This window comes from Halogeometricum rufum (genome assembly GCF_900112175.1).
Lineage (GTDB): Archaea > Halobacteriota > Halobacteria > Halobacteriales > Haloferacaceae > Halogeometricum > Halogeometricum rufum.
Map to the genome: position 1 here is coordinate 119,920 of NZ_FOYT01000004.1, position 23,003 is coordinate 142,922.

At 61.3% G+C, this 23,003-nt stretch carries 22 protein-coding genes and 1 tRNA gene; 10 read left to right on the top strand and 13 right to left on the bottom strand.

Annotation, left to right across the window (positions count from 1 at the left end; translation table 11 throughout):
- Positions 1 to 24: 24 nt before the first annotated feature.
- The 5 genes from BM310_RS17330 to BM310_RS17350 all read right to left on the bottom strand — a co-directional run bounded on the left by BM310_RS17330 (position 25) and on the right by BM310_RS17350 (position 6,138).
- On the bottom strand, positions 25 to 843 hold the full coding sequence (locus BM310_RS17330) for an IclR family transcriptional regulator (protein WP_089810119.1): 819 nt from the start codon (positions 841 to 843) through the stop codon (positions 25 to 27).
- Positions 844 to 1,203: 360 nt separating this feature from the next.
- Complete coding sequence (locus BM310_RS17335) at positions 1,204 to 2,367, bottom strand: NAD(P)/FAD-dependent oxidoreductase (protein ID WP_089810121.1); 1,164 nt, start codon at positions 2,365 to 2,367, stop codon at positions 1,204 to 1,206.
- 48 nt (positions 2,368 to 2,415) lie between these two features.
- Positions 2,416 to 3,600 (bottom strand): MFS transporter, encoded by a 1,185-nt coding sequence (locus BM310_RS17340; RefSeq protein ID WP_089810123.1) that lies wholly within the window; start codon positions 3,598 to 3,600, stop codon positions 2,416 to 2,418.
- A gap of 69 nt (positions 3,601 to 3,669) precedes the next feature.
- Complete coding sequence (locus tag BM310_RS17345; RefSeq protein ID WP_089810125.1) at positions 3,670 to 4,824, bottom strand: NAD(P)/FAD-dependent oxidoreductase; 1,155 nt, start codon at positions 4,822 to 4,824, stop codon at positions 3,670 to 3,672.
- 144 nt (positions 4,825 to 4,968) lie between these two features.
- Positions 4,969 to 6,138, bottom strand: coding sequence for an NAD(P)/FAD-dependent oxidoreductase (locus BM310_RS17350; RefSeq protein WP_218156486.1), 1,170 nt, complete (start codon positions 6,136 to 6,138; stop codon positions 4,969 to 4,971).
- A gap of 392 nt (positions 6,139 to 6,530) precedes the next feature.
- Here BM310_RS17350 and BM310_RS17355 point away from each other — a divergent pair, with 392 nt between their 5' ends.
- Positions 6,531 to 8,039, top strand: coding sequence for an ABC transporter substrate-binding protein (locus tag BM310_RS17355; RefSeq protein WP_245778536.1), 1,509 nt, complete (start codon positions 6,531 to 6,533; stop codon positions 8,037 to 8,039).
- A gap of 180 nt (positions 8,040 to 8,219) precedes the next feature.
- On the opposite strand, the gene BM310_RS17360 is transcribed toward BM310_RS17355, so the two are convergent.
- The 4 genes from BM310_RS17360 to solA form a co-directional block, all read right to left on the bottom strand.
- Positions 8,220 to 10,310 (bottom strand): dipeptide ABC transporter ATP-binding protein, encoded by a 2,091-nt coding sequence (locus BM310_RS17360; RefSeq protein ID WP_089810440.1) that lies wholly within the window; start codon positions 10,308 to 10,310, stop codon positions 8,220 to 8,222.
- Between the two features lie 179 nt (positions 10,311 to 10,489).
- Entirely contained in the window at positions 10,490 to 11,284 is a 795-nt protein-coding gene (locus tag BM310_RS17365) for an ABC transporter permease (RefSeq protein WP_245778538.1), read from the bottom strand.
- Positions 11,285 to 11,382: 98 nt separating this feature from the next.
- Positions 11,383 to 12,345, bottom strand: coding sequence for an ABC transporter permease (locus BM310_RS17370; protein ID WP_089810133.1), 963 nt, complete (start codon positions 12,343 to 12,345; stop codon positions 11,383 to 11,385).
- Positions 12,346 to 12,481: 136 nt separating this feature from the next.
- Entirely contained in the window at positions 12,482 to 13,615 is a 1,134-nt protein-coding gene (gene solA, locus BM310_RS17375; RefSeq protein WP_089810135.1) for an N-methyl-L-tryptophan oxidase, read from the bottom strand.
- A 144-nt stretch (positions 13,616 to 13,759) separates the two neighbouring features.
- Here solA and BM310_RS17380 point away from each other — a divergent pair, with 144 nt between their 5' ends.
- From BM310_RS17380 to BM310_RS17400, 5 genes are all read left to right on the top strand, one after another.
- Positions 13,760 to 14,557 (top strand): SDR family NAD(P)-dependent oxidoreductase, encoded by a 798-nt coding sequence (locus BM310_RS17380; RefSeq protein WP_089810138.1) that lies wholly within the window; start codon positions 13,760 to 13,762, stop codon positions 14,555 to 14,557.
- 541 nt (positions 14,558 to 15,098) lie between these two features.
- Positions 15,099 to 15,560, top strand: coding sequence for an ester cyclase (locus tag BM310_RS17385; protein WP_089810140.1), 462 nt, complete (start codon positions 15,099 to 15,101; stop codon positions 15,558 to 15,560).
- A 327-nt stretch (positions 15,561 to 15,887) separates the two neighbouring features.
- A complete protein-coding gene (locus tag BM310_RS17390; protein ID WP_089810142.1) occupies positions 15,888 to 16,253 on the top strand; it encodes an aminoglycoside phosphotransferase in 366 nt (121 codons plus the stop codon).
- Between the two features lie 99 nt (positions 16,254 to 16,352).
- A complete protein-coding gene (locus BM310_RS17395) occupies positions 16,353 to 17,453 on the top strand; it encodes a glycerol dehydrogenase (protein ID WP_089810144.1) in 1,101 nt (366 codons plus the stop codon).
- A 342-nt stretch (positions 17,454 to 17,795) separates the two neighbouring features.
- Entirely contained in the window at positions 17,796 to 18,308 is a 513-nt protein-coding gene (locus BM310_RS17400; protein ID WP_245778539.1) for a hypothetical protein, read from the top strand.
- A 109-nt stretch (positions 18,309 to 18,417) separates the two neighbouring features.
- Here BM310_RS17400 and BM310_RS17405 read toward each other — a convergent pair whose 3' ends face one another.
- Together BM310_RS17405 and BM310_RS17410 are read right to left on the bottom strand one after the other, a co-directional pair.
- A complete protein-coding gene (locus BM310_RS17405) occupies positions 18,418 to 18,732 on the bottom strand; it encodes a hypothetical protein (RefSeq protein ID WP_089810146.1) in 315 nt (104 codons plus the stop codon).
- 93 nt (positions 18,733 to 18,825) lie between these two features.
- A complete protein-coding gene (locus tag BM310_RS17410; protein WP_143105186.1) occupies positions 18,826 to 19,068 on the bottom strand; it encodes a hypothetical protein in 243 nt (80 codons plus the stop codon).
- A gap of 22 nt (positions 19,069 to 19,090) precedes the next feature.
- Between BM310_RS17410 and BM310_RS17415 the strand changes: the two genes are divergently transcribed.
- Positions 19,091 to 20,101 carry a hypothetical protein gene (locus BM310_RS17415; RefSeq protein ID WP_089810149.1) on the top strand — a complete coding sequence of 337 codons (1,011 nt, stop codon included), beginning with the start codon at positions 19,091 to 19,093 and terminating at the stop codon, positions 20,099 to 20,101.
- Here the strand turns inward: BM310_RS17415 and BM310_RS17420 are convergent.
- Positions 20,071 to 21,018, bottom strand: a complete 948-nt coding sequence (locus BM310_RS17420; RefSeq protein WP_089810151.1) for a hypothetical protein — start codon at positions 21,016 to 21,018, stop codon at positions 20,071 to 20,073. The two genes, BM310_RS17415 and BM310_RS17420, sit on opposite strands and share 31 nt — an antisense overlap.
- Before the next feature lie 347 nt (positions 21,019 to 21,365).
- Between BM310_RS17420 and BM310_RS17425 the strand changes: the two genes are divergently transcribed.
- The 3 genes from BM310_RS17425 (at position 21,366) to BM310_RS17435 (ending at position 22,187) form a co-directional block, all read left to right on the top strand.
- Positions 21,366 to 21,791, top strand: coding sequence for a DUF2267 domain-containing protein (locus BM310_RS17425; RefSeq protein ID WP_089810153.1), 426 nt, complete (start codon positions 21,366 to 21,368; stop codon positions 21,789 to 21,791).
- A 52-nt stretch (positions 21,792 to 21,843) separates the two neighbouring features.
- A tRNA-Ser gene (locus BM310_RS17430) sits at positions 21,844 to 21,927 on the top strand.
- 53 nt (positions 21,928 to 21,980) lie between these two features.
- Positions 21,981 to 22,187 carry an HVO_2922 family protein gene (locus tag BM310_RS17435; RefSeq protein WP_089810155.1) on the top strand — a complete coding sequence of 69 codons (207 nt, stop codon included), beginning with the start codon at positions 21,981 to 21,983 and terminating at the stop codon, positions 22,185 to 22,187.
- 110 nt (positions 22,188 to 22,297) lie between these two features.
- Here the strand turns inward: BM310_RS17435 and BM310_RS21540 are convergent, their stop codons facing one another.
- Positions 22,298 to 22,447: a DUF7557 family protein gene (locus BM310_RS21540; protein WP_177232688.1), complete on the bottom strand. Its 150-nt coding sequence runs from the start codon at positions 22,445 to 22,447 to the stop codon at positions 22,298 to 22,300.
- Positions 22,448 to 23,003: the final 556 nt, after the last annotated feature.

Below are 23,003 nucleotides of genomic sequence, written 5' to 3' on the forward strand. Positions count from 1 at the left end.
ATATCGGCGTACGGCCCGCGTATTTCAGGGAGTGAGATTCGTGTGAAAATCGCCAGCAGCATCGCCGTTGAGTGTCGTCTGGAGGTCGATCTCGATGAGGTTAGCCGTTCGTTGCACACGCTCCGGCAGTTCGTCTTCCATCGTCTCTCCCCGAATTCGAGTGAGCGGCCCACAGACGCTGATCGCGCCGTACACGTGTGACTGACGGTCGGTAATCGCCGTCCCCACCGCACGGATTCCCATCACTTCCTCCTCGTCGTAGATCGCGTATCCCCGCTCTCGCGTCCGCTGGAGTTCTTCGTACAACGCTTCTCGCGAGGTAATCGTATTCTCGGTTGCCTTCGGGAGGCCGTGTTCGTCGATAATCTCGTCGACTCGTTCTCTGGGTAGCTCCGCCAATATCGCTTTGCCGGGAGAGCCGTAGTGGAGATAGTCCGGATCTTCGCTCTTCTTCTCGTGGTACTCTTCGGCGATCGCGTTTTCGCCTTTCGACCGATACAGGTAGTATCCCAGTCCTCCCTGTTCGACCATCAAGTGGGCGTACTCACCGGTTTCTGCTGCCAACGCATCGAGGTGTTGCTTACCGACCGCGTAGAGGAGCGACCGGTTCTGGACGAACTTCCCGATGTTCATGAATCGGTAGCCGAGCATGTACTCGTCACCAGATTTCACCACGTATCCGGCGTTACGAAGTGTGGCGAGGTGGTTGTAGGTCGCTCCCTTGGACATCTCGAGGTGGTTGGCGAGTTCTGTCACCCCCGCTCTCTCGAGGTCCTTGAGGGCATCAATCACCTCGAACGTGGTTTCCACCGTTTTCAGCGTGCGGCTCTCGGATTCGTTCATACACTTCGTCTCAATCTACGGACCCATATTTGTTTGCATGTGACAAACATGCCCGGTGAGAGAACGGGTCGTCAGGGGTGTAAAACGACTGTGAGAGCGCAGCCGAAATATTGCCTGCCGGCGTTCGTCTTTATTCAAATCACCGACGGCGGAAAGGTTACGCTTCGGAGATTTTCGTGCCGAACCAGACACTATTTCGTGCGATTGCTACGTCTGGAGACGACACTGCGTTTGTCACTCACAAACGTGGTGTGGTAAAACATGACGAGGCAGGAAGTCGAATCAAAGCGGAATCCGAACACCGTACGGCACCTCCGAGTCGAACGCTCTATTCGCCCGTCGCGGCGGATGGTCCATCAACTACGATCGACTGCCGTCGCCGTAGCCACCGGAGAACGCGTCGCCCGTCTCGAACCGGGTCGGTCGATACCGATCGAGACTGATCGTCGGTTTACGTCCGAGTATCGTCTCGGCGATAGACTCTGCAAATCCGGGCGCTTCTTTGAACCCGTGACCGCTGCCGCCCGCAACGATGTAGAAGTTATCGACGGTTGGCGGAGTACCGATTATCTGATGCCAATCCGGCGGCGCAGTAATCACTTCACTCCAGGAGTCGACGACGTCCGCGTCGGCGTATCGGGGGAGACGATCGTCCAGCATCTGGCCGACCATCTCGAGGTCGTCGTTAGTGACCCCACCCAACGATCTGCGATCGTCGACGCTCCTGTGACCGCCCTCTCGTTCCATGCCGCCGGAGAGAAAGTCACCGTTCAATTCGGGCTTTGCATACAGACCCGAGTCGACATCGGAGACCGTGGGGTAGTCGGTGAGGTCGTTGCCGGACGATAGACAGACGACCTTCGCCTCGTACATCGTCAACGGAAGGTCGACGCCCGCCATCTCGGCTACGTCGTCAGCCCACGGACCTGCAGCGTTCACTACGACGTCGACGTCGTACCGATCCGAAGCCGTTTCGACCGTCTCGACGCTCCCGTCAGCGAGTTCGAGATCGGTAACCGGTTCGTTGGTTCGGATCTCGGCACCGAGCGTGCGAGCCTGATTTGCGAATCCGGTTGCGACTAAGTACGGGTCGGCAAATCCTGCTTCGTGCTCTAAGGCGGCCACAGCCACACCATCGGAGTCGAGGCCCGGGACGATCGAATCCAATTCGTCCGGGTCTACGAACTCGACGTCGAGTCCGACGTCTTTCTGCATCCGAACGTTCTTCCGGAACTGATCCTCGTTCGATTCACCTGCTAAGATGAGGTAGCCGTTCTGGTAGAACCCGCCGTCGGAGCCCACTAACTCGGGAAGCCGTTCGAGGAGTTCTCTGCCTCGCTTGGCGAATCGAATCTGAATTTCATCTGAGTAGTGATGACGAACGATTCCGGCCGATTTGCCGGTCGATACTCCGGAGATCGAGTCTTTCTCGAAGAGGAGGACCTCGTGTGAACTGTCCATCTGTTCGAGGAAGTAGGCGATTGCGGTACCGTAGATACCGCCCCCTATGATAGCAATTCGCATGGTTGTTCCAAGGATGGAGGTAGTATAATAGTTACCCACAGCGGAGAACTATCCGTGAGCCGCGAGCCACGTCAAGAGGAAGACGCCACCGAGGAGGCAACAGGCGAGCCCGACGTATGCGGCCGTGTAGGTGAAATAGCTGGCCACCAAGCCGACGTAGGCGGGGCCGAGGCTCCCCACACCACTATACACGGTTTTGAACGCTCCAAAGTCGCCGCCGACCGATTTCGACTCGAACGAGTCCGTTAGATACGCCTGCATGACCGGAGGATACGACATCATTCCAGCGGCGAAGAGGCCGAGCGCCGAGTAGATGAGCGTCTCGGAGTGCACCAACAGGAGAGAAGTGAACCCGAGACAGCAGACGAAGAGCGCCCCTGCGGCGACCCACAGCCGATTTAGTCGATCACTCACTGCGCCAGACAACGGCATGACAACGACGCCAACCGCAAAGACGCCGGCGTAAGCCAGACTCGCCTTTGCAGGGGTCAGCGACTTCGAGACCTGTAGATACGTCGGCAGAAACCCCGCCATTCCCTGCCACGCGAAGACGAATAGCGAGTAAACGAGGAGCAAAACCCGGGTTTCCTCAGCCTCGAATACGCGTCTGAACGTCGAGGTCAGCGCCAGTTCGGTCTCCAAGAGCGAATACGACTCGGTACTCCAGCGATGCACCGCGAAGAGTGCGACGCAACTCAAGAGAACGGCGGGGACGAGAGTCAGTTCCCAGACAGCGAGGGAGAGTATCACGGCGGCGAGCCCACCCGCCGAGACGCTTCCGAAGTTTCCCGCCGCGGACTGGACACCGAACGCCTGTCCCCGGTGGTCTGCAAAGAGGTCTGCGAGGTTTGCACGCATGGCGATGAAGTACAACCCGGAGCCGATGCCGACCAGGGAGAGCGCAGTGAGGAACGACAGGTATCCCCGAGCGACCGACAACAGCAGAAATCCGCCGACGAGGATTACGAGTCCGAGGATCAGAATGGGCTTTCTGGAATTGGTGTCGGACAATCGTCCTCCCGGGTAATGACAGAGCGCGTAGAACGCCCACATGAGTGTGAGCCCGACGCCGCCAGCGAACGGTGAGATGGAAAACTCGGCGAGCATCGCCGGGAGTAACGGTGGGAGTGCGTTCCGACCGATCTGAATCGCGAGCCATCCGAGGGAGAGCGCGATCAGTAGTCTCCCGGAATACCCCTCGAACACGGTCGTTCGATACTGCGTACTGTCCACCGTGGTTACCTCCGGCTATTCGCAAGTGTGGGAGGTCGACACACGGTCCACCGCACTGTCGAGCAGAGCTCAATCATTCTTCTTCCGGCGCATCTCCGTGTCTCCGAGCTGATCACCGTCTCTGAACCGTTCGAGTCGATACGGGGTCAAGTCGACCGCAGCCGTGCTATCGAGGATGTCGTGAGCGATCGATTCGGCGAACCCCGGCGCTTCCTTGAAGCCGTGGCCGCTTCCGCCGACGACGTTGTAGAAGTTCTTTAGCCCCTCTGGGACGCCGACAATCTGGTACCAGTCGGGTGATGCGGTTATGATCCCGGACCAGGTTTCGACGACGTCGGCGTCGGCGTACTGCGGAAGTCGCTTTTCGAGCGCGTTCTGAACCGTCTGCAGGTACTCTATCGTAACACCCTCCAGTCCAAGCGTGCGGTCGACTCTCGGTCGGTCGATGCCCCCGACGAGGAAATCACCACCAGGTTCGGGTTTGGCGTACAGACGTTGGGTCGCGTCTGAGAGCGTCGGAGTTTCGAGATCGTATCCCGAATCTGCACTGAGGACGACAACCTTCGATTCGTACCACGTGAGCGGAATCTCGACGTCGACCATCTCCCCGATTTCCGCACCCCAGGGGCCCGCTGCGTTCACCACGTAGTCGACGGATTCTCTTCCCGAGTCGGTCTCGATAGCAGTCACGGTTTCGCCCTCTCGCCGAATCCCGATAATCTCGGTGTTCGGTTCCATCTCGACTCCGTTCTCTTCGGCGGCCCTGGCGAACGCTTGCGCGACGAGGTACGGGTCTGCAAAGCCTGCGTCTCGCTCGAGCGCTGCCGCTGCGACACCCGAAGTATCGATCGTGTCGAAATATCGCGCGAGGTCGGCAGGAGCGACGAACTCCACGTCAAGTCCGATCTCCTGCTGTTTTCGAACGGTCTGTCGGAACGTCGACTCGTCGTCGGTCCCGGTAAGCGCCAGATATCCGTTCCGATGGAAGCCACCCGGGTGTCCCGTGAAGCGCTCCAACTGTTGGATGATCTCACGTCCGCGTTTGGCTAATCTGATGTGGTCACTTCGGCCGTAATGATGACGCACGATGCCCGCAGACCGACTCGTCGACACGCCGCCGATGGAGTCCTTCTCGAACAGTACGACGTCGTCGGCACCCAGTCTGTCGAGAAAGTACGCAACGGCGGTTCCGTAGATACCGCCCCCTATGATAGCGATTCGCATGTTGTCGACGACACCACGCCTCGGATTAACTGTTCCGCCGACGGTACGGACCCCGTCATGAAAGAGTCCGGCTCAGTTCGTCCAGTCGTCGTCAAAACGGAGTCTCTTCCGAGAGGTCCCGAAGACCGTTCTCGTTCGTCGAAGTCACTCGGGGCGCCGCAGTCGTTCGAGAGAGAACGGCGAGAGTCGACTGGGACGAGTGCCGTCAATCGCCCACCTCGAAAGCAGACGGTTGATAGCGAGGGAAATCGCGAACCCGTGTCCGCTCCAGCCAGTTCCGACGATCATGTTGTCGGCACCCGGTAACGTATCGATGATCGGAACGTGGTCGACCGTCACGCTCTCTCGACGACTCGCGTCCGAACGCTCGACTTCGATGCCGGTTAGGTCCGGAAACACGGCACGTGCATCGGCCGCGTTTCCGTCGACGCGTTCTTCGAGCGCGATTCCCTGTTGGGCGTCTTCGTCCCATTCTCCGCGCCAACCGCCGGAGATCATCACTCGACTCTCAGAGATCTCTTTGAGTGCCAACCGTCGGCTATCGTGTCCGATGAGGTGGTTCACCGGTACCTCGTCCATCGGCTCGGTCGCACTCACCTGCGGGTACATGTTCCACACGGGGAGTGAGATATCAAGCTCGTCTTCGACCAACTGCGGAACGTGTGTATTCGAGAGCAGAAACACCGTCTGGTCGACGGCGAAGCGTTCGTCTGCGGTGCGGACAGCAGTCACTCGTGACCCGTCGCGCTCTAGTCCCCGAACCGGCGCGTTTTCTCGAACAGTTGCGCCATGCGCCTCCGCCGCACGTGCGAGCGAACGAGTGATCGTCGCATGATCGGCGATGCCGTCGTTTGGACAGTGTAGTGCGCCGATGACGTCCTCACTGACGCCGGGCTCCATCTCACGGACTTCGTCTCCGTCCAGCACCTCCGTCTCGACTCCGAACTCGTTCTGGACGTTGGCTCGCGCCCGAGCACTCTCGAACCCACCTTGGAGCCCGCCGGTTTCGTTCTCGTACAGCAGCAGATGTCCAGTCCGTTCGTAGGCATCCTCTGCATCGATCTCGCGGGAAACCTGTGGCCAGAGGTCGTACGCAACCTCCATCAGCGGAAGCTCTCGAGGATCGCGACCGTTCGCTCTCACACCACGCTTTCCAAGACCACCAGAGGCACCCGCAGCGACCTCGGTTGCTTCGAGGAGCGTGACGTCTTCGCCTCGAGTCGCTAACTCCCAGGCGGTGCCAGCCCCGTACACTCCACCACCGACGACGAGATATTCACTCGACATCTCAGTTTGCGAGTCGATAGAGAGCACCTTATAGATTCGGCACGGTCGCTCGGTTCGGACGGCAGCAAAGCTGGCGGACCGACGGACGTTCTCTTCTCCGAGGCGAGAGAGAGGCGTGTGGAGATGCCGAGGTGGCTGCTCTCGCACTCTGTGCTCTTCGAGCGTTCATATCACTTCAAGTATATGAACAGCAAAATACATATGTTGCTGTCACAATCTAAGAGTGAGCCATGTCAACTAAAGACATACGGCGACGTCGATATCTCCAGCTCGTCGGCTCGGGTTCGGTAGTCGGCTTAGCAGGATGCTCGGGCGGGAGTGACCCGGGAGGGACGAGTGGAGATTCGGGAGCTACTGGTGGCGAAGGTGGCAGTGCGACCAGCGATACGGAGGGAGAGGGCGGGTCGGGAGCTGGGAGCATGGGTGGCCACCTCCGCGTTGGGCAAAACAGAACGGTATCCACCATCAGCCCGATAATGATGGGTTCGAAGTTCACCGAACGGTGGGCGGTGAAGCTGTTCTACTCGACGCTGACGAGACTCGACCATCAACTCCAACTGTACGGAGATCTCGCGACGGACTGGTCCGCGAACGAAAGTGCAGACGTCTGGACGTTCACGATCAGAGACGATGCAACCTTCCACCACAACGGTGAGACCGTGACTGCGTCCGACGTTGCTGCGACGTTCAACACGGTGTACGACAGCGAAGTCGGGAGTCCCGGTTCCGGGACGATGGGCGATATCGGAACTGTGGAGGCCAAAGACGAGACGACGGTCGAATTCCAACTCGACGGTGCAAACTCGGACTTCCCCAAACTGGTCGCAAAAGGGTGGGGAGCGGTCGTCCCAGAAGAGATTGCGACTGACTCGTCACGCCGTCAGGAACTGGGGTCGAAGGAGTTCGGAAGTGGGCCGTTCGAACTCGAGAGCTTCGAGGCCGGGAATCAGGTGACTGGCGTCGCGTACGACGATTACTACGGTACCGACGGCGAGGGGACCAGTCGTCCCTACGTCGACCGCGTCACCGCACGGACGATTCCGGAGGGAAGCTCGCTCGTGAACGCCCTGAAGAATGGAGACATAGACATCATCTGGGAGCCTCCAGTGGACCAGTGGGGTCCCTTGCAGGAGGCGAGCGGTGTCACAACTGGGCGCGTCCCCGCTGGCAACATCGTCAATTTCATCATGGACGTCTCCGTCGAGCCGTGGAGTGACGAACGCGTCCGAGAAGCTGTCAAGCTCGCAATCGATCGCCAAGCGATCATCGAGGGCGTCCTAAGTGGCCTCGGAGAAGAAGCCCAGGACGCCCCCCTCTCGCCCTCGTACGAGTACTTCGCCGAGGTCGAAGGCCGGCCCCCCGAGCGGGATTTGGAGAAAGCACGGCAACTGCTCGCGGATGCAGGATATCCGGACGGGTTCGATCTGGAAGACGACTTCGACATCACGTTCTTCAGTGCTGCGGACCCGCCCGAACGACTTCGTTCGGCGGTGTTGATAAAAGATCAGCTCAGTGAAATCGGAATCACGTTCGAGATCGAGCAGATCAGCTACGACCGCTACATCAACGACGTCTGGACCAAAGCCCCCTGTTACATGGGAATGTACGGGATGCGTATCAGTGGGGCGAACTTCATGAAACTGCTCCTCCACTCGGAGGGCGGTTGGAATGGAGAGTCTCACTTCTCCAACGAAGAGTTCGACGAGGCTATCACGACCGCCGTCCAGAGCACCTCGAGCGAAGAGACCTCACAGGCGATGGCGACCGCACAAGAGGTGGTCGCCAAACAGGGCCCATACGCGATCCCGTACTACGACGACCAGATAGGCGCGATGCGAGAGTACGTCCAGAGATACAACGTCTCGCCACTATCGTATCTCTTCTACGCGGACGAAATCGCGCTCGGCAGTGGAGCGCCGACTCGATAGACCGCATCTCTTTTCGGTATCGGGAGCCGGTCGCCTTCTTCTGGTGGGCTATGATCTACCCAACACCAGTCTCGTTCGGGTCACGGATTCGCCGGATTCGAACGAACTGTCGAAGTGAAAACGCAAGAGACCCACCAGAGACGAGAACGAAGTGAACCAGTCCGCTCCGGACTCCCGCGGCTAATTCCCCCGGTGGTCTACACCGCCAACCATGCTGCTTTCGTCCAAGTGGCAGGATATCCGATGCGTCTCCTCCCCGCCGGTCGATTCGAGACACGGGACCTCGTCTTCGCAGACGGCTCCGATCTTTTGCGGACATCTGGTGTGGAACGGACATCCGCTCGGAGGGTCTCGCGGACTGGGGACGTCCCCCTCCAGTCGGATCCGTTCGCCATCGTCGTTCGGGTCCGGAGATGGAATGCTGGAGAGTAACGCGCGCGTGTACGGGTGGTGAGGGGGGTCAAATATCGAAGCGGTGGGTCCCACTTCGACTATCTTTCCGAGATACATGACTGCGACGCGGTCGCTGATGTAGTTCACCACGCTGAGGTCGTGGCTGATGAACAGATACGATGAACCGTACTCTTCCTGCAGTTCCGCCAAGAGGTTCAGGATGCTCGCTTGGACGCTGACGTCTAAGGCCGAAACTGGTTCGTCGAGGACGACGAACGAGGGATCTGCCGCGAAGGCACGGGCAATCGCGACGCGTTGTTTCTCACCGCCGGAGAGTTCCTTGGGATACCTGCTGATGTACTGTTCGCTCAGACCGACCTGCTCCAGCAGTTCGACGATCCGCGCTTCTCGCTCGTTCTTCGAGCGATCGGTGAATTTCTTCAACGGCCGTTCGAGCGTTCTCCCGACCGTCTTTTTCGGGTTCAGGCTCGAGTGAGGGTTCTGGAAGACTATCTGGCACTCGGAACGGAATTCCCTCATCTCCCTGTCGCTCATCTGCCCGAGGTCCGTCCCTCGGTAACTGATCTTTCCGTCCGTGGTATCGAGCAACTTCAAGAGCGTGGACCCGAGCGTGCTCTTCCCACAGCCACTTTCGCCAACGATGCCGACCGATTCACCTTCTCGAATGTCGATGTCGACACCGTCGACCGCTTTGACCGGGGGTTCACTACCGAAGATACTGTCGAGGAACGACTCCTCGCCGAAATATTTCCGAACGTTCTCTGCGCTCAGGAGCGTCTCGCCAGCCGACGCCTCCCGAGAGCGACCCGAACGATGGTCGGCTTCGTCGTCGGCCTGTAGTGGGTTGGATCGAGCGTGCTCCCAGCGACGACACCGTGTGAGGTGGTCGGCGTCGTCGTCAACCGGTCGTTCAGAGATGCTACCGGTTCGACAGTCCTCCTCCGCGAATTCGCACCGATCAGCGAAGATACAGCCGTCCGGAATCTCCGTGAGCGAGGGAATCTGTCCGTCGACTGGCTTCAGCTTACGGTCTGCGTGTTCGTCCGGAAGCGCGGCCAAGAGACCCTGTGTGTACGGGTTGGAGGGCTCTCTGAAGACGGATGCGATGGGGCCGCGTTCCATGATCTCTCCAGCGTACATGATACAGACGCGGTCTGCAATCTCTGCGATGACGCCGAGGTTGTGGGTTATCAGCAGTACGCTCGTATCCAGAGACCGTTTGAGGTCTTCGATTAGGTCCAGAATCTTCGCTTGCGTCGTGACGTCGAGACCGGTCGTCGGTTCGTCTAAGATCAAGAGTTCGGGCTCACACACGAGGGCGATCGCGAGCAAGGCTCGCTGTTGCATTCCTCCGGAAAGCTCGTGAGGGTACTTCTGGGCGTTGAACTCGGGATCAGGGAGATTGACTCGACGAAGTACCTCGTACGTCTGTTCCCTCGCTTCACGTTTCGAGACGTCACGGTGGATGCGGACGGTTTCGGAGATCTGCTCTCCGACTGTGATGCTCGGGTTGAGCGAGGTTTTCGGGTCCTGTGGGACGTGCGCGATCCGATTCCCCCGTAGATGCCGAAGCTCTTCGGCCGATCGGTCCATCAGGGATTGACCGGCGAAGACGACTTCGCCGCTCGTGATCGTCCCATTCTTCCCGAGGTACTGCATGACGGCGAGAGCGAGAGTGCTCTTTCCGCTCCCGCTCTCCCCGGCCACGCCGACAGTCTCTCCCTCTCCGATACGGAGAGAGACGTCTCGAACCGCTTTTACTGGAGATTCTTCGGTCTCGTACTGCACGTTGAGACTGTCAACATCGAGTACAGGCGAATAGTTGCTGTTCCGGTCAGTAGTCTCCGTGGTTTGCATATGCATGGCACAATTAGCTACAGCTATTTATTCATATCCCTCGTTTCAACTCGCCAACGTAATACAGATTCGAGTAGGTAGCTCTTCGCCCCGCAGACGTAGATCCGGGAGGCCGCGAATGGACCTCACGGCGGACTACAGAAGATGGAGACGGTAGGGAGGACATAGAGCTCGAATCGTCAGTGGTCATCCCCCGTCACTTCGGGGTCTAGCGTGTCTCTGAGTGCGTCACCGAAGAGGTTGAAGCCCAGAATCGTCGCCCCAAGCGTGAGACTCGGCCAGAGCATGAACCAGATCGACTCGCCCAGCGTCGTCCGCGCTTGCGAAACCATGTATCCCCAGTCCGGGTTCGGCGGTTGCGTCCCCAATCCGAGAAACGAGAGCGACGTTCCGATGAGGATGCCGAATCCGATACGGATCGACGTCTCGACGATAATGGCGGGCGTCACGCTCGGCAGCAACTCCACGAATGCGATGTAGAGGCTGGATTCGCCCCGGGCTTCTGCGGCGGTAATGTACTCCTCGTTCTTCACCGAAAGGGTACTACTTCGAGTGATTCGTGCGAGGCGCGGCATGAACACGATTCCGATGGCTAAAATCGCATTTACCATCCCGGACCCGAGGGCAACGACGACGATCAACGCCAACAGAAGAGAAGGAATGCTGAGGAGGATGTCCATCAAACGCATGACGACCTCGTCGGTTCGGCCGCCGATATATCCGGACAAGATACCGACGGGGACGCCGAGCAAGAGGCCGAGTGCGGTCGCAGCGACACCGAGCAAGATGCTCGCCCGACCGCCGTACAGAACACGAGAGAGGAGGTCACGGCCGAAATTGTCGGTTCCCAGGACGTACTCGGCGCTGGGTTCCTCGAATCGGTCTGCGACGTTCGTCGCGGTTGGGTCGTGCGGAGCGATCATCGGAGCGAACAGACTGGAGAGCAAGATTGGGACTAACAGCAGCAGACTCACCTGTCCCTTCCGAGTTCCAATCAGTTTTCGGCCCGTTCGCGCGAGGCGTTCGATCGACGACTCTTGCAGGTTTCGTGAGTTGGTTTCGGTAGCCATCGTTAGGTGTCACCGTAGTTGATCCGCGGGTCGAGGTAGGTGTAGATGATGTCCGCTCCGAAGTTAGCGAAGGTGTAGATGATCGCGATGAGCATGACGGACGCCTGTATCACCGGGAGGTCCCGTGCGTGAATCGAACTCACGATGAGTCGGCCCAAGCCGGGGTAGGAGAACACCTCTTCGACGATGACGATACTCCCCATCAAGTAGCCGAGATCCAGCGCGAGAAGGGTGATAGTCGGCAAGAGGCCGTTTCTGAGTCCGTGTTTCAGAAGCACGGCGTGCTCCTTGGCGCCTTTCAGTCGGGCGGTTCGGATGTACTCTGACTGTAGAACCTCGACCATCTCCGACCGTGTTAGTCGGACGACGTGCGCGATAAGGACGAACGTCAACGTGACCGCAGGCAGAATCAGGTGTTTGAACCACGGGACGAATCCTTCGCTCAAGCTCTCGTACCCCCCGAACGGGAACACCTGAAAGACCGGCCCTGCGAACAGAGTGAGCAGGAGGATTCCAGTCACGAACTCGGGGAAACTGATTCCCAGATAAGAGAACCCACTGACGAGAACGTCGGAGGCGGAATCACGCTTGACCGCAGCGAGTACCCCCAGCGAGATTCCGACGACCGTCACTAACCCGAGAGTGATGATGGCGAGGGTCAATGACCGGACGAAGCGAGGGGCGATTACCTCCATCACGGCCTGATTGTTGTCGAAACTGTGCCCCCAATCGCCAGCGACGAAGCCGGACAACCAGTCGAAGTATTGGATGTACCAGGGGTGGTTCAGTCCCAGGCGCTGTTCGACGGCACGAACGCTTGCTTCTGTGGCGTACTTGCCGAGTATCATCGTCGCAGCGTTGCCCGGTAACAGCTGTGTGATGCTGAAGACGACGAACGAGATACCCAGCAACGTGGCAGCGATATACGCTATCCGCTTCACGAAGTACCGCTTGAACCCCGACATGTCAATTACGAGTCTTCAACAAGAGCATAAATAATTATGGGTAGTGTTGACTTGGCTCAAGAATGTTCCAGTCGGAGAATCGTTAGAGGCGGGGGTACCACGTCGGCGACCGCCGAACTGTTAGGCTCCTCGTCGGTCAGATGCGCTCCTCGAACCGGTGGACGTCGATCGGATTGTCCGTAGCTCCATCGGTCGCGAAATCGGCCAGTACCTCCCCGACGACGCTACAGAACTTATACCCGTGGCCGGTAAAGCCGGCAGCGATCGAGACGTGACCGTAGTCAGGGTGGGTATCGAGGTAGAAATGTCCGTCTTCCGAGGAGGTGATGATGCACGTCGTCAGTCGGAGTGTCTCTCCGGCTGCGTCGGGGAAATTGTCGTCGAGTAGCCGCCGCAGATCGCGTTCGTCGTCCACAGTCGGTTCGTCGTCCCACTCGTCAGGATCGATCGGGGCGGGAGATTCCGGCGTCATACCGATTTTGAATCCCGACCGCTCGAAGACGGGGAAGCCGTAGTAGTGTCCTGCAGGTACGTCGACGCTGAAGACGGGGAAATTCGACGGATCGAACCGGTCAGGCGCTTGGGGCTGGAACCACCCCATGATGCGACGCTCTGGCGTCAGGAAGTCCGACAGAAATTCGAGGTGCTTTCCTGCCCACGCTCCGGCCGCGACCACCAGCGAATCGGCAGTATACTCGTCGCGATCGGTCCGGACGGTCACGTCGTTTTCGCCGATATCGACCTCGCGGACGGCTTCTCGTGCGCGGACGGTGGCGCCGTGAGAGAACGCCTGCTCGACGTGCGTCGAGATAGCCCGTTCGCAGGCCAGATACCCACCATCAGGTTGAAACACTCCTCGGTGACCATCGGGAAGCTCGTATCCGGGAAACCGCTCGTTGAGTTCGGTCCCGCTCAGCACCTCGTACGGAACGTCGTGCGCCTCACACGAGTCGACCGCGCCGGCGACGACTTCGGAACCTTCGGGCCCGGCATGGATCGAGCCGGTAGTCGTCAACAGGTCCGCTCCCGACTCGGCTTCTAACCGCCTCCAGAGCGTACGTGCACGTTCCGCCAGCGGGACGTAGTCGGGATGTTCCGGTTGCGTCAGTCGAAAGATCCGCGTATCACCGTGAGACGAACCCCTCCGATGCGGAATGTCGTACCGTTCTATCCCGAGGACGTCTTGTCCCCGTTTAGCCAACTGATAGACGGCCGCGCTCCCCATACCTCCGACACCGATTACTATCGTGTCGTAAGACGTGTCTGGCATCGAACGTGTATCGGCAGATGGTTTGATAACAGTTAGCAAGCGTACAACATTTGCTGGAGCTACCTCCTGCGGAGAGGGATAGCCGGCGCAGTACGTACGACGACAGCAGCAAGAGCTATATCACGAACGACAGAAAGCCCGCCCATGCCAACGTTTAGCGAGGACGCACTCGGCGGAGAGTCAGTCGTCGTCACGGGCGCAACGGGAGGCATCGGGTGGAGCGTCGCCGAACGAGCAGCGAAGGCGGGCGCTGGTGTACTCGCAACCGGGCGCGATACGGACCGATTAGAAGAGATCGACGACAGACTCGCGGAAGTCGACGCTTCAGGGCGGACAACGACACACGAAGCCGACATCACGAACGAGGCCGAGCGGGTCGAGCTTGCTTCGAAAGCCGAGCAGATGGGCGTGACGATGCTGGTGAATGCAGCCGGGATCACCGGTTCTCGAACAGACTTCGAGGACCTCTCACAGCACGAGGTGGCGGAGATTCTCGACCTCAACTTCGTATCCACACTACGGTTCACACAAGAACTCTACAGGTCGATGAAAGACCGTAGTGGAGGTGCGATAGTGAATATCGCATCCCTCTCGGGGCTTCGCGGGACGTACAAGTCGATTCCGTACTGCTCCTCGAAGTTCGCGTTGGTCGGATTCACGCAGTCGCTGGCGCTCGAAGCGATCGAACACGATATCAGGGTCAACGCAGTCTGTCCCGGATGGGTCGATACCGAGATGGGGAGAGAGGGCATACGGTCGAAAGCGGAGGCTCACGGGCGGGCGTACGACGAGCAACTCGAACGTGAACTGGACGCGATTCCGTCGAAGAGAATGTCGACACCAGACGACGTCGCGAACGCTGTGGTGTACCTGCTAAGTGATGCATCCGAGAATATCGTGGGGGAATCGCTGAAGATTTCGGGCGGCTCGGTGCTTCGTTGACCAGCGATTGGAGAGAGTGAGGGCATCATCCTCGTCTCCCGGTGAAGGATTCTATCGATAGCGGTCGAAAACTGTGTTCGTATCGGCCACTATATCTGTAGTTCGACTATCCTATCTGTGAGCGATGACTCGTTTCTTCGACTACACGTGCACGAGTTCGATTCGGTGTTAGGGATGTAGCCTATTTGCCAATATAGCTCGCACATTCATACATGAGTGGTAAAGATATAGAGTCGTAATGCGGATTCCACACGCGTGTGGTGATTTTGACCGCCACACGTGTCGGTCGACGGCTCCGCGACGGAGGTACACCGTGAGCGCGACGAAGTGACTGAAGCGCTACGCCGTCACCCCGCGTGAACGAGAAGCGCGAATCGGCCGCGGCGGTGAAGCCGCGAGATAAACGGTCCAGCAACCGTATGCGGTGAGACGACCGGTCTCGACCACTGACCGATACGGACGGGCCTGCAGTAGCAGAAACTGTCGCGTAACGTCTGCGACCGGCGAGAGGTGTTATGTCCGATGCGCGACGAGGCGACGTATGACCAGGCCCAAACGCGACCGGATGGCCATCAGCCGTCAAGATTTCACTCGCGTGTGGGGGCAGCAGGACGTGGACGCGATCGACGACATCTACGCGTCCGACTTCCGCGGACACGGGTTCCCGGTCGGCCGGACGTTCACGCGGGCGCAGTATCGGCGGACCGTCGAGTTGTTCCAGCGCGCGTTCGCCGACTGTTGGATCGACCTCGAAGCGATGCACGCCGACAGCGAGTTCGTCTACGCGTCGTGGCGGTTCTACGGCACGCCCGCGGGACCCGCTGCCAGCGACCGAGGAGCCGAGTCGGTGCTCTCGTTCTCCGGGAGCGGCCGGCACAGACACCGCGGGGGGAAAGTCGTCGAGGTTTGGCTCGACGTGAACTGGTCCTCGATCGTACCCCAGTTAGGGCGGACGTACACCAGCCGGATTCGGCGAGTATTCGCCGACGGACTCCGAGGATGAGTCGGCCGTCCCGGACCGGAGCGCGCGTCCCTCGAGTGGAACGACGACACGCGTGTCGCTGACCCCCTCAACGAACAGGTCCCGACTCGGCTCTCGCCTCGCGACCCCGCCGGCGACTGCGACGCCGAACGCGACGGCGCGAGTCGGCGGCGGTTCTGGTGCTACCCGCTCGCGCCCCGAAACGTCGTGTTCGACGGACTGCGACTCGACCGAGATGTTGGGACCCGAGCCCACCGACACCAGTCGAGAGTGGCGTGCGAGACGCGCGGAACGCGTCCCATCGTTCGACAGTGAGATATTTCCGAACGGTCAGACGACTACGTCCGTATGAGTCAGAACGCGGAGAACGAGTCCGAAACGAGCGGTCTGACGAAGCTTCGACTCGGGTTTCAGGTCCTCTACTCGGCTGTTTTCGTGGTTCTGTTCGTCGGCGTGGGAGCGGCACCGGGAAACTGGAACCTCCCCTTCGGTGTCGCCTTCGCGGCCTTCACCGTCTACTGGGCGTTTCGCGACGACGTCGAACGACGCCTCAGCAGACCCCAAGAGTGGGCCGTCTTCGCGTTCGCCGTCTGCGGTGTACTTCTCGGCATCGCCGTCGAGAGGGGCGAACTCACCGACGGAGTGCTTCTGGGGTTCGGAGGCGCAGTCGGCGTGGCCGTGCTGTTCGGCTACCGAGCGGTCGAACGCCGGTAGTCACCGATTCAACCAGCCTTCTGGCCGGCGGACCGCCGGTTCGCCGGCAACCGTTCTGAGCAAAACCTATGCCAAGCGGCTCCGAACAGTCGACCGCTCATGACACGAGTCTTCGGTTCGCCCGAGTCGTACGTACAAGGTCGCGGCGCGACCGCAGAGATCGGTGATCACGCGGCGTCGCTCGGCGGTTCGGCGCTGCTTCTGGCCGACGGGGTCGTACTCGACCTCGTCGAAGCCGACGCGACCGAAAGCCTCGAATCGAACGACATCGACGTCGAAACGGAACTGTTCGAGGGGGAGTGTTCGGCGGCCGAAATCGAACGAGTCGGCGAACTCGCATCGGAGGTCGACGCCGATTTCGTGATCGGTGCCGGCGGTGGGAAGGCGCTCGATACGGCCAAAGCGGTCGGTGAGGACCTCGGTATCGGCGTCGTCTCCATGCCGACCATCGCTTCGACGGACGCACCGTGTAGTGCGCTCTCCGTGATCTACTCCGAGCACGGCGAGTTTCAGGAGTATCGGTTCCTCGACCGACACCCCGACCTCGTCCTCGTGGATACGGCGCTGGTCGCGTCGGCACCGACCCGCTTCTTCACGTCTGGAATCGGTGACGCACTGGCGACGTGGTTCGAGGCCGACGCGACGAAGCGCTCCGACAGCGACAACGTCCTCGGCGGACGCGACACGGACGCGGGTCATCAACTCGCGAAGTTCTGCTACGACCAACTCCGCGAAAGCGGCGTCTCGGCCGTCGACGCCGTCGAGAACGACGCCGTGACGCCGAGCGTCGAGTCGGTGACCGAGGCGAACACCCTGTTGTCCGGGCTGGGCTTCGAGAGCGGCGGGCTCGCGGCGGCCCACGCCATCCACAACGGCCTGACCCAACTCGAAGCCACCCACGAGGCGACGCACGGAGAGAAAGTCAACGTCGGGACGCTCTCGCAACTGGTCCTCGAAGGTCGGAGCGACGAGTTCGTCGAAGACGTCGTCCGGTTCTCTCTCGACGTCGACCTGCCCGTGACGCTCGCCGAAATCGGCCTCGACGACCCGACGGACGACCAACTGACGACCGTCGCGGAGGCGGCCTGCGCCCCCGACGAGACCATCCACAACGAACCGTTCGACGTCACGCCAGAAGCGGTTCGCGACGCGATTCGGACCGCGGACGCCATCGGCGAGCGCGTCAGTTCGCGGTACTGACCCTCGCTACCGGCCACGGTATTCGGCGGCGGACCTACTGACGGAGTGGCGTTCGACGCCTGCTCGCGTCGGAGTCGGCGTCGGTGGTCGTGGGTGCCGTCGAGACACCGCCGGTCGGGCCGTCCGAGCGTCACACTCGGGTCCAGACAGGCGAGAGGAGTCTCGACAGCAGAAGTTATTCTCCGAGTGATAGTTACAACGATACGGCTGTAATTCCGAGTGTGACGACGGCCGTCGAGGACGACTTCGAGACGAGGCATCTTCCGGTCTGACAGCCTGAGGCTTCGCACGGGGTGGAAACCGAGATACGTCTTTATCCGCGTCGTCGCCGTACAGTCTCCTATGACGCTCACCGTCGAACCCCCGGAGTCGCCAGACATCACGAATCGCGGCCTGCCGCGCGCGCTCGAACCGGCGGACTCGCTCGAAGGGACGAGCGACCTGCGGCGGGAGGAGTTGGAGGGAATCCTCCGGGACGGCGCCTGGAGCGAAGCGTTCAACGAGTGGGCCGAGTACACCGACCTGGACGAGGCGGAGTACGAACGCATCCGCGACGCCGGACTCTTCCACGAGTTGGACTTCTACTGGGACCCGCTCGAAGCGCGACTGCGCTTCGAGGTGCCGACGTTGCCGTCGGCGTTGGCCGAGCAGACGGACCTCGCCTCGAAGGCCAACGCGGAGTTGACAGACCTCGGCCACATCGTGGTCGAGCGACTCGAAGACGGCTACGTGGACTGGGGCGAGGAGGGGGACTCGGGCGACACCTGGAGCGAGGAGACGTTCGAGGAGGAAACGTTCGAGGAGGAGACGTTCGAGGAGGAAACGTTCGAGGAGGAGACGTTCGAGAGCGACTGACGGCGCACCAGAGACTGTTCGACGACCCGACGCCGCATCGACTGGCGGGGAACACAGCCGCTTCTGTCGCCGCGACCGTCTCGACGTCAGACCGACGCGGTGGGGACGCTCACGCGCTCTCCATCCGCCGGAGTTCGTACTGATAGCGCCGGCCCCCCTTCTTCACGACGATACGCTGGCCGTCGTCGTCCCGTTCGAGGCTCTCGAAGTTGTCGCCCAGATTTCCCGGGTTGAGAGAGGACGCCGAGCCGTCGAGCCCGAAGTGGAGCGTCACGGTCCGGCGGCGCACGTCGTCGGCCTGCGTCGCCTCAACCGCGAGCAGTTCGCCGTTCTGCCGGACGCCGACGTCGCCGGTCAGTTCCCACGCGTTACCCCGGTAGCGCAGTTCCTCGCCCCGAAGGCTATCCCAGTGCGTGTCCACCATGGTGGGTATTCTTCACGAACCATCATCGGTGTTTCGGCGACCAGCGAGCGAGACGGGACGAGACGAAGCGAAACGGTGTGAGACCGGAGGCGCTCAGTCGTCCAGTTCGAGCACCAAGTGCGACCCGTCGCGCTCGAACGACGTACCGAACGACGCCGACAGGTCGCGCATCCGCTCGCGACTCCACGCGGCCGCGTCGCCCCGCGCCTCGTGGACCGCGTAGTCGCGAATCTCCGTCGGTACCAGCCGAGGTTCGCTGAGCGTCCCCTCGCCGGTCACCGACAGTGCGACGACACCGCCGACAATCGGGGTGCCGCCCGGAGATACGCTTTTCACTCGACCCGCCGAATCTGTTCGCATGCCCATAGAATTCGAACGCGAGGTCCAGACGGCGACGTTCCACAGTCCGCTCGAAGACTTCGAGCAGGTGTCGGTCGACACCGAACTCAGAGTCGACCCGCTGACCGGACGGACCGCGCGGGTCGTCACGGAGAACTTCCCGATGCCGGAGCAGCCCGAAATCGACGACGCGATACTCGACAGCGAGGGCTGTTTCTTCTGTCCCGGTACGGTCGAGGAGGCGACGCCGACCTACCCCGAGTGGGTCGGGACCGACCGCGGGGAGAGCGGCGAGGCGACGTCGTTCCCGAACCTGAACCCCTACGGCGCGTACTCGAACGTGGTCGCCCTCACCGAGGACCACTTCGTCCCCCTCGACGAGTTCACCACCGAGCAGTTCGCCGACGGCCTCTGCGCGGCGCTGGAGTACGTCCAGCGGGTGTTCGACCACGACGAGGACGCCCGGTTCGCCTCGGTGAACATGAACTTCCTCCGGCCGGCGGGGTCGAGTCTCATCCATCCGCACATGCAGACGGTCGTCGACGACCGCGGGACGAACGAACAGCGCCGCGTCGCCGAGGCGGCCCGCGACTTCTACGACGAACACGACGAGGTCTACTGGTCGGAACTCGCCATCGAGGAACGCGGCGGCGACCGCTATCTGGCCGAAATCGGCAACGTCCACTGGCTGGCCCCGTTCGCCCCGAAACACCATCGTCACCTCGTCGGGGTCGCGACCCAGATCGTTCAGGGCGTCCCCCAACCGCGCGGCGACGTCACGCACGACTTCGCCGCGGGACTCGTGAACGTCCTCTCGTACTACGCCTCGCTCGGCCTGAACAGCTTCAACGTCGCCATGTTCCTCGAACGCGACGACCCCGCGCTCCCGCCGGTGCTGAACGTCACCGCACGGTCCGTGTTCGACGAGTACTACTGGAGCGACGCGACGTTCTTCACCACGCTCCACGACGAGGGCGTCGTCGACGCCGCGCCGGAGGACTACGGCCACGCGGCGCACACGTTCTTCTGAGCGCCGAGCGCGCGATGGAGTTCCCGGCCGCGAGTCCGCGGCCGTTCGCGGCTCGATTCGACCGACTCCCGTCGCGCGGTCACCCACTCGGGTTCGGCGACGGTGAGCCCATCGGCCGTCCGGAACGACCGCCGGTACCGGACGCTGACGTCGACGGTTCGTTCGCCGCCGTCGACGCTGGCGACTGCGGTTCCGGCGTAGCGGACGTCGACGCCGAGAATCAGGCCGCGTTCGTCGACGAGAATCGTCGCGCTCGCGTCGTCGACGACGTTGGGAAGGCTCCGGACGCCGGGGCGTCGCTCGCCGAGATACTCGCTGCTCGCGAACCGATAGACGGTCGCGTTCCCGCGTTCGGAGCGACCGTCGTAGGCGAACGCGAACTTCGAGAGACTCGCGTCGAGCGTGTGGTCGAGCGCCCACGCTCTGAACGTCTCGGCGGTCAGGTTCCGCGTCTTACCGCCCGTGTTCCACTCGCCGTCACTCGGACGCGCCCGCGTGTACCAGACCGAGGGGGTCGCGAACACCTCCACCTGGACTCGCGAGTCGGGACGGACGACGGTCCGCCGCTGGACGAACCGCGGCGTGGGGGACGCGACGTCGAACCGGTGTCTCGCGGTCTGGTTCCACTTCCACCGGTCCGGTCGCGGACTGCCCCGCGGCCGACTCGCGTTGATTCGTTGTTCGACGCGGTACGTCCCGGCCGTCGCCAAGGCCGTGCGGTGGGCGTCGACGAGGCGAGAGACGTTCTCGACGCCGTCGGCGGACGTACCGGGCGGGAACCCCGCGTCGGCGTTGGACGAGTCGGTACCGAACGGTTCCGTGAGAGTCACTGCGCCGCCGGTCACGACGACGGTCAGGGCGACGAACGACGCGAGCGCCCACCGTCGGGAACCGGGGGCGTCGCTCCCGCCGGTCATGCTCGTCCGGTGCGAGAGCGCCTTCCGAGTCGGAGAGCGGGGTTCGTCGCCGACCCGAGCCAGCCCGGCGGTTCAATCGTCATCAGTTCGAGTACCGTCCGGAAGATGATAAATCGTCACGTCGCGTGACTCTCCGTTTCTGCGAGCGGAGGGGGAGAGTACGGAGCGAGAGCGGCTAAAAGCCCCACATTCGGCCGAGAAGCGGGCTGCTGTCGGGTGCAGCGACGCTGGCGTCCGGAACGGCGGGACGTTCGCCCCCGCGGCCGCCGCGAGCGGCGGCCATCACTTCCCACGCGCTGGGAACGAACGTTCCGATTGATATTGTCAGAAGTAGAATACTTCTGTGCATGAATTTCGACGAGTTCACCGGCACGATTCAGCATCGACTCGAACTGCCCGGCACCGGCGAAGCCGTGCGTGCGATACGCGCGACCCTGATGACGCTGGGCGAGCGAATTCCGGCGGGCGCAGCCGAGGACCTCGCGGCTTCGCTCCCGATGGAGATACGGTGGTACCTGACCGGCGCCGTCGCCGAACACGGCCAGCGGTTCGACTGGCAGGAGTTCGTCTCGCGGGTCAGCGAAATCGAGAACGCGGACCCCGCGGACGCCGCCTATCACGCTCGCGTCGTCGTCGACCTGGTTCACTCGCAGGTCCCGCCGTCGGACTTCCAACAGCTTCGCGACCAACTTCCCGAGAGCGAAGACGACGAAAACTGGCGCAAACTGTTCGAGACCGTCGACGCCGGCGGGTGGAGCGAACACGAGGCGTGAGGCGCACCGGTCCGACCGTCGGCCGTCGGCGACCCGACCGAGCGCCGCGACTGGTGGGATGACGGAGTGGACGAACGTGCCTGCCTGGAACGCAGGTGGCCGAGAGGCCTCGTGGGTTCGAATCCCACTCCCACCGTGGCAGCGAGCCGAACGGGAGCAATTTTCACCCTCGGTATCGTAGACCGGAGCATGTCCAAAGCGACGTTCGAGGTGTACGAGGACCGGAGCGGAAAGTGGCGCTGGCGACTCGTCCACGACAACGGCAACATCATCGCCGACGGCGGCGAGGGATACGCCAGCCGTCAGAAGTGCGAGCAGGGTATCGAGAGCGTCAAACGGAACGCGTCGGACGCGGAAGTGGAGGAAGTAGCGAAGCCGACGGGCGACAGAGAGTAGCGACTCGTCGGCATCGCTCGCACGCGCCGGCCTGAACTCACCTCCACGAGGGGACGGACCTCCGTTCCGAGCGACCGTGCGTCGGCGTCTCGGTCACCACGAACCGCGAGTCACTCGGAGTAGCCCTCCTGAAGGAACGTCCCTCCGGTCTCGTACATCGAGAGTAACTCCTCGATGAACTCCTCGCACGTCTCGTCCTCCTCGAGGTGTCCCTCCAGTCGTTCCCTGAGTTCGTCGCTGATTTCGAGTGTGTACGTCATGCTACGCGTGCCTCCCCGTCCCTCCATTCGCGTGCGGTGTGCAAATACCCCGGTCCCCGTTCTCGGTCGGTAGTAATCCCCGAGAGGTACTCGTCAACGAACGTCACTTTCTCCGGGCGGAATGGAGTTCAGAACGCGGCCACGGACGGGTCGAATCACCGCGTTACGGCGACGGCTCGTCGGTAGTTGAAATATATACTCGTCCAAAACACCTCCCTGCCGACCTTCGTACACGATTTCTGTCTGCGAATTTATATCCGCTATATATTCGAGTTCCGGTAGGCCGCTGACCTTAGCAAGTCCTTTTCGGCCCAAAGTTTTCAGACCAGATACCGTAGAAAGCCCCGTTTTTGATCGAATAGCCTTCCATTCGTCTTCCCGGCTTCGGACGGGACAGCGATACAGCTCCCGCGCCATAACAGATTCTACATAGATTCGGACTTGTCGAGATATACGAGGCCGGACACGCCCAAGCGCGGAACTGGAAGCGGGGTTCAACGAATCGACCGACGGACGACGAGGCGACGACAGCGCCGAACCACTTCCGCACGTCGTC

Coding starts and splice junctions, on each gene's coding strand:
- BM310_RS17400 (WP_245778539.1), top strand. CDS start 17,796: ATGACGCTCACCGTCGAACCCCCGGAGTCGCCAGACATCACGAATCGC.
- BM310_RS17380 (WP_089810138.1), top strand. CDS start 13,760: ATGCCAACGTTTAGCGAGGACGCACTCGGCGGAGAGTCAGTCGTCGTC.
- BM310_RS17405 (WP_089810146.1), bottom strand. CDS start 18,732: ATGGTGGACACGCACTGGGATAGCCTTCGGGGCGAGGAACTGCGCTAC.
- BM310_RS21540 (WP_177232688.1), bottom strand. CDS start 22,447: ATGACGTACACACTCGAAATCAGCGACGAACTCAGGGAACGACTGGAG.
- BM310_RS17395 (WP_089810144.1), top strand. CDS start 16,353: ATGACACGAGTCTTCGGTTCGCCCGAGTCGTACGTACAAGGTCGCGGC.
- BM310_RS17370 (WP_089810133.1), bottom strand. CDS start 12,345: ATGTCGGGGTTCAAGCGGTACTTCGTGAAGCGGATAGCGTATATCGCT.
- BM310_RS17360 (WP_089810440.1), bottom strand. CDS start 10,310: ATGCAAACCACGGAGACTACTGACCGGAACAGCAACTATTCGCCTGTA.
- BM310_RS17390 (WP_089810142.1), top strand. CDS start 15,888: ATGAGTCAGAACGCGGAGAACGAGTCCGAAACGAGCGGTCTGACGAAG.
- BM310_RS17425 (WP_089810153.1), top strand. CDS start 21,366: ATGAATTTCGACGAGTTCACCGGCACGATTCAGCATCGACTCGAACTG.
- BM310_RS17335 (WP_089810121.1), bottom strand. CDS start 2,367: ATGCGAATTGCTATCATAGGGGGCGGTATCTACGGTACCGCAATCGCC.
- BM310_RS17385 (WP_089810140.1), top strand. CDS start 15,099: ATGACCAGGCCCAAACGCGACCGGATGGCCATCAGCCGTCAAGATTTC.
- BM310_RS17435 (WP_089810155.1), top strand. CDS start 21,981: ATGTCCAAAGCGACGTTCGAGGTGTACGAGGACCGGAGCGGAAAGTGG.
- BM310_RS17415 (WP_089810149.1), top strand. CDS start 19,091: ATGCCCATAGAATTCGAACGCGAGGTCCAGACGGCGACGTTCCACAGT.
- solA (WP_089810135.1), bottom strand. CDS start 13,615: ATGCCAGACACGTCTTACGACACGATAGTAATCGGTGTCGGAGGTATG.
- BM310_RS17420 (WP_089810151.1), bottom strand. CDS start 21,018: ATGACCGGCGGGAGCGACGCCCCCGGTTCCCGACGGTGGGCGCTCGCG.
- BM310_RS17330 (WP_089810119.1), bottom strand. CDS start 843: ATGAACGAATCCGAGAGCCGCACGCTGAAAACGGTGGAAACCACGTTC.
- BM310_RS17355 (WP_245778536.1), top strand. CDS start 6,531: ATGGGTGGCCACCTCCGCGTTGGGCAAAACAGAACGGTATCCACCATC.
- BM310_RS17345 (WP_089810125.1), bottom strand. CDS start 4,824: ATGCGAATCGCTATCATAGGGGGCGGTATCTACGGAACCGCCGTTGCG.